Source organism: Blautia difficilis, assembly GCF_014297245.1.
GTDB classification, from domain to species: Bacteria; Bacillota; Clostridia; order Lachnospirales; family Lachnospiraceae; genus Blautia_A; species Blautia_A difficilis.
In genome coordinates, this window is the sequence record NZ_JACOQG010000060.1 from 1 (window position 1) to 5,553 (window position 5,553).

The window sequence follows — 5,553 nt, forward strand, 5'->3', positions numbered from 1 at the left end:
TATCTCATGAAGGTAAAAAACAGTATTTCCACAACAATGAGAACCTTAAAAGGCAAAGAAACCAAAGACAAAGCGGCAAAAAATATTTTTTCATATAAGCCGATCATGGGCAATATTCTGAAGTACACGGTAGCAGAATACAGTGATTGTTCTCTGGAGGAGATCATAAACTGCATTGAAGGAGATACCATCCGGACGGGAACCGCATTTGTAGAAGAAGATATGGCAGGAAGCATCCGGGGTGAGCAGACAGAATTCAACACAACAGATGAGGCACCGGCAGTTTTTGATATCCTGTTTCGTTCCTTGCTTCCAAAGAAAAAGGAAAATATCCTGGTAAATCTTCATGTGGATTTTGAATTGCAGAAGAATTACCGGCCTGGGTATCCTGTTGTTAAAAGAGGCATATACTATGGATGCCGGAAATTATCCTCACAGTTGGATAAGGTAGGGAAAAATGGGAAAGGCTATAAATATCTGGAAAAGGTGTACAGCATCTGGATCTGCCTTGACAATATTCCTAAAGAGCAGCAGAATACCGTATCCTATTACAAGATACATAATTATAAAAACGAAGGCTTCCGTGTCCCTGACATTCAGATCGATGCTGCAGAAGCAGACCTTATGGAAGTTGTTATAGTACGTCTTGGAGGGGAAGCGAAAAATGAAAAAGGACTAATGGACCTTTTATATGGTGTATTTTCCGGTAATCAGAAGAAAGTATTGTCTTACATTCCGGATTCAGACAGTCAGATCCGGCAGAAGGAGGTGTCCGATATGTTGAGTATGATTTCCTATGCAGAAGAAAGAGGCGAGAAAAAAGGCGAAAAGAAAGGCATTAAGAAGGGTGAGAATCGTCTTGGGATGCTTATGAAAATACTTTTAGATAATAAACGTTATGCAGATGCGAAAAGAGCATCTGAAGATGAAACATACAGGGAACAATTATATAAAGAGTTTGAAATCTAGTTAGCGATTTTCTTGTACCAGACAGTCCCTTTTGGCGTATCACACACAAAACCCTGCATACACCAGTACAATATGGTAGTTTTCTTTTTCCCTGTGATTATTCTCGGTGTTTAGATTCCATCGGGGCACAAAACATAAAAATAGTATTATACCCGTTCAGGATGATTTAATATAAAAATATATAAATTATACCCGAACGGGATTTTCTTATATAATTCACTTGAAATTACACCCGAACGGGATTAATATGTTTAATATGAGTACAATTGGAGATTATATAAAAAAAGAAAGAAAAAAAGCAGGGCTGACGCAGGAGGATTTTGCAATCCGTTCCGGACTTGGACTTCGTTTTGTAAGGGAATTGGAACAGGGAAAAGAAACGGTGCGTCTGGACAAAGTGAATCAGGCACTGGCAATGTTTGGGAAAGAAGCTGTACCAGGAAAAAAGGAGGATTAGCAGGTGGAGTCAGAATATAGAAAGGGATATGTATATATTCAAAATCACTTTTCCGGAATTATTGCAGAAACTGAAGAAGGGTATATTTTTACTTATGACCAGGATTATCTGGACAGAGAAGATGCGGTGGCAGTAAGCCTGACACTTCCATTACGTCAGGAGCCTTATGAAACAACCATATTGTTTCCTTTTTTTGACGGACTGATTCCGGAAGGATGGCTTCTGGGGGTGGTCAGCCGAAACTGGAAAATCAACCAGAAAGACCGGTTTGGCTTACTGTTATCTGCCTGCAGAGACTGCATTGGCGATGTTTATATCAGGAGAGAAAAGGTATGAAATGCTTGTGTTGTGGAAAGTCAATAACAAATAGTGCAGCGAATGTGGAAAAAGAATGGTGCTGGCACAAAAAGTGTGTAAAGAGATTTTTTCAGACAGATGAATTACCAATCTTGGATATTACGAAAGACCAACTGGAAATACTGGCAAATGAGACGGTAAATGAGGGACTTACCGTGCCGGGAGTTCAGAAAAAGCTTTCCCTGCATTTATCAACAGATCTTAATGCAAGACTTACAATTGTGGACTATCCAACAGGATATATCCTGAAACCGCAGACGGAAGAATTTCATAATATGCCGGAATTTGAGGATCTGGCAATGCGTCTCGCAGAAATTATGGGAATCCAGACAGTTCCCCATGCTCTTATAAAAATGAATGATGAATACGCGTATATTACTAGAAGGATAGACCGGGAAATATCAGAAAAAGAGACCAAACTATATGCCATGGAAGACTTCTGCCAGCTGTCTTACCGGCTGACACAGGATAAATATAAAGGTTCTTATGAACAATGCGGAAGAATCATAAAAAAATATTCTGCAACACCGGGCTTAGACCTGTCAGAGCTGTTTCTGCGTGTTGTTGGATCTTTCGTTATGGGAAATTCAGATATGCATTTGAAAAACTTTTCGCTAAAGGAAACGGAGCCTGGCAGCAGAAATTTCCAATTATCAAAAGCATACGATATGCTTCCTGTTAATGTGATCATGCCAGAAGATAAAGAACAGCTGGCACTGACAATAAATGGCAAAAAACGTAATATTCATAAGAAAGAATTTCGGATACTGGCAGAATCCTGTGGAATCCCATTAAATTCTGCAGAACGTATGATGAAAAAAGTATGCTCATTAAAGACAAAACTTTTTACACAGATAGAAGAATCTTACTTGTCAGCAGAGCAAAAAGAGCAAATAGGGGAACTTATTTCAAAAAGGATTGATATTTTGAGTTAGATAAAAGGCTGTTCACATTGCCAAAAAGTATCGTTTGTTTTATACTGAAAGTGATAGAAAGGAGGAATGGATTTATATGCCACAGACAATTCATACACTGCTTATTCAATACTTATCAGAGATACAAAAGATATATGGGGCGCACTTAAAAAGCGTGATTCTATATGGTTCCTATGCCAGAGGAGATTATACACCAGATTCAGACATAGATATAATGATTCTGGTAGATCTTTCCGTAGAAGAAATGGATGCATATTCAGATGCTCTTTCAGAACTTGGATTTAAATATAATGTTCAGCATGATATATGGATGATGCCTGTAGTGAAAAATCAGCAGCATTTTTACCACTGGGCAGCGTCTTATCCATTTTATTCTAATGTTCAAAAGGAGGGAGTTGTTTTATATGAAGCAGCCTGACTCCATTGATGTGGGAACTCAGATGGATGTGGTACGGCATCGCTTGAATGTTGCAAGAGAAGATCTGGAAACAGCTCATCTTACATTCGAAGCAGAACAGTATCGTGGAGCAAATAACAGAGCTTACTACAGTATATTTCATACAATATGTGCAGTACTTGCGAAAGAAGGAGTCGCTTTTAAACGCCATAAGGATACGCTTAGCTATTTTAATAAAAATTATGTGCAACCAGAAATTTTTCCACGTGAATTAGGCAGGAAAATTGTGAAAGCTGAAGAAATTCGACATGCAAGTGATTACGATACTTTTTATATAGCTTCGAAAATGATAACTGCAGAGCAAATTGAAACGGCAGAAAAAATCCTGGAATTGGCAGAGAAATATTTATTTACAGAATCAGAGAGCCCATCTGAAGATAAAAATACTGATAAACCAGAGCAGTAATAATTCACAATCAAAACCATCCCGACTATTGAGCTCATTCTTATAGTTGGGATGGTTTTATGTGTGGGTAAGGAATTGTATGTTATATAAATTTTAGAATCATTTTATGTGGAGATTATTATCTTTCCGGTTATTTTCGGTGGTCAGACCCCTCCAGATGCAGATAGAATGTCTTTACTCTTCCAGGAGCTGATGGATGATGTTTCGTTTTCCTTCTGTCATTTGTACACGATGTACAGGTTTCTTTTGTCTTGCCATAATAAAAGGCCCTCCTAATGATATTTATTGTATCATAGAAGAACCTTATAAACATTATTTTACAGAAAAAGTTTCATACTCGATGGTCAGATCCCTTCAGCCTACAGAAGTTCTGTTGAATGCGCGGAGACCTGCATAGTAGGTTCCCTTCTTTACATTCTTGAATGTTGCTGTTACAACGTTAGTATAGCACTTCAACGTTTACCAATATTCCTCCACATAACCAGCCGCATCTTCTTCTGACAATGAAAATACCTTCATCAGGTTTTTCACTGTAACATCTTTACTGGCGTTAAAACTTTTACAGGTGCTGATTGTTGCCTGGATACCCTCTAACCGTCCTTCGCGCCGTCCCTCAAGTTTTCCCTCATTCATTAACTCTTCCAATGCAGTACACATATTAACCTGACCTCCCTTCCGTTCTGATTCCAAAGCATGGTCTATCAGTTTCTGCGACTGGGTGATCGCGCCGATCACAATTCCCAGTTCGGATGTGATGTTTCTGTTTTTATATACCGTATTGATTCTTTGGTAATCGCGTTCATAAATAGAACGGCTGATATCAAACACAGCAGCAACTTCCGGATCTTGAAAATCACAGGTCTCACTTGCCCTCAGCTGAAGCAGATTCATTTTATAATCCGACACCATTGGACGGACTTTTTCAGGAATCTCAAGCATATCTGCCAGACATAGCGGGCCATCCCATGGCTCTTCTCCATAATAAACACAAAGGCTGATTACTGGATGCAGTCTATCTGTTTTTTTCATATTCGAGAGAAACTCATCTGAAGATTCAAAATGACCATCCTTCTTGTTTTTAGCAGCGATCTCATTATATTCTTTTAGATAAGAGAAAGCATCTCCTACCATATGCCGCAACGGCATCGCGTAATGGATCTTTGCCTGATTCTCCAGTCCCCAGAGGACAAAATCAATGCCATAGGCAGTTTTCTTTACAACATCCAGTATTTTCTGGACAGTTTCTGCATGACCATTAAATTTGATCAGTGAAGAAACATCGGTGTCAGCTTCTGTAAGGTCATTCGGATCCAGCACTTGTTCCCCATCGAATAATGCCGCATTGAACAAGTCTGCAAAATGGCGGTTGTTTCTCCAGAAGTTCTTTAGTATGGTATCTGGTTTTACTTTATTTTGTTCCAGCGTTCGACACCTCCTGCTGTTTTGTTACTACCACTATATCACATATAACGTTTTATTTCCATAAGAGAATTTGTCGAAATGTGTCATTTGGCAATATATTCAAGGGTCCTTTTCAGTGGTCAGATCCCAATGTGCTAAAATGTGCGAAATTATAAATGAGCAATGGGAAAAACTGGCACGTAAATATGGACTATCAAGGAATGCCATAGAATATATGCGTCCAGCATTTGATATGCGGTTAAAAGAATAATAGATTATTTTCGGTGGTGGGCCCCGCTGGGCTGACTGCAATTAAAACCATCTCGACTATGTATATTATTCATATAGCTGGGATGGCTTTATGTATGGGTAAAAAATTTTATGTTATATAAATTTTAGAATTCTTTTATGTGAAGATTATTATCTTTCCGATTATTTTCGGTGGTCAGACCCCAATGTTGGGAACTTAGCGTCAACTTAAGGACTTTAAATCGATTTACTTGTTCTTTGAAAATCAAATAGTAAAAATATACAATTTCGAGCGTAAAATATCAGCACTATGTCTACTTGA

General features: G+C 38.5%; 7 protein-coding genes. 6 read left to right on the plus strand and 1 reads right to left on the minus strand.

Translation table 11 applies throughout. The features are described from left to right. From H8Z82_RS16500 to H8Z82_RS16525, 6 genes are all read left to right on the plus strand, one after another. The coding region (locus H8Z82_RS16500; RefSeq protein WP_186995726.1) for a hypothetical protein at positions 1-969 on the plus strand (969 nt) is incomplete at its 5' end. Between the two features lie 256 nt (positions 970-1,225). Continuing rightward, positions 1,226-1,426 (plus strand): helix-turn-helix transcriptional regulator, encoded by a 201-nt coding sequence (locus tag H8Z82_RS16505; protein WP_044951787.1) that lies wholly within the window; start codon positions 1,226-1,228, stop codon positions 1,424-1,426. A 3-nt stretch (positions 1,427-1,429) separates the two neighbouring features. Continuing rightward, positions 1,430-1,762: a HipA N-terminal domain-containing protein gene (locus H8Z82_RS16510; RefSeq protein ID WP_119253820.1), complete on the plus strand. Its 333-nt coding sequence runs from the start codon at positions 1,430-1,432 to the stop codon at positions 1,760-1,762. Continuing rightward, positions 1,759-2,718 (plus strand): HipA domain-containing protein, encoded by a 960-nt coding sequence (locus H8Z82_RS16515; RefSeq protein ID WP_186995727.1) that lies wholly within the window; start codon positions 1,759-1,761, stop codon positions 2,716-2,718. The genes H8Z82_RS16510 and H8Z82_RS16515 overlap by 4 nt, the downstream gene beginning before the upstream one ends. Before the next feature lie 76 nt (positions 2,719-2,794). Next, positions 2,795-3,136 (plus strand): nucleotidyltransferase domain-containing protein, encoded by a 342-nt coding sequence (locus H8Z82_RS16520; protein WP_019160406.1) that lies wholly within the window; start codon positions 2,795-2,797, stop codon positions 3,134-3,136. Beyond that, positions 3,123-3,581 (plus strand): HEPN domain-containing protein, encoded by a 459-nt coding sequence (locus H8Z82_RS16525; RefSeq protein WP_186995728.1) that lies wholly within the window; start codon positions 3,123-3,125, stop codon positions 3,579-3,581. The genes H8Z82_RS16520 and H8Z82_RS16525 overlap by 14 nt, the downstream gene beginning before the upstream one ends. 459 nt (positions 3,582-4,040) lie before the next feature. Here H8Z82_RS16525 and H8Z82_RS16530 read toward each other — a convergent pair whose 3' ends face one another. After that, positions 4,041-4,931 (minus strand): Rpn family recombination-promoting nuclease/putative transposase, encoded by an 891-nt coding sequence (locus H8Z82_RS16530; protein ID WP_243176515.1) that lies wholly within the window; start codon positions 4,929-4,931, stop codon positions 4,041-4,043. Positions 4,932-5,553 lie beyond the last annotated feature (622 nt).

Excerpts from the sequence above, each read along its gene's own strand:
- H8Z82_RS16505 (WP_044951787.1), top strand. The coding sequence starts at position 1,226 with ATGAGTACAATTGGAGATTATATAAAAAAAGAAAGAAAAAAAGCAGGG.
- H8Z82_RS16520 (WP_019160406.1), top strand. The coding sequence starts at position 2,795 with ATGCCACAGACAATTCATACACTGCTTATTCAATACTTATCAGAGATA.
- H8Z82_RS16525 (WP_186995728.1), top strand. The coding sequence starts at position 3,123 with ATGAAGCAGCCTGACTCCATTGATGTGGGAACTCAGATGGATGTGGTA.
- H8Z82_RS16515 (WP_186995727.1), top strand. The coding sequence starts at position 1,759 with ATGAAATGCTTGTGTTGTGGAAAGTCAATAACAAATAGTGCAGCGAAT.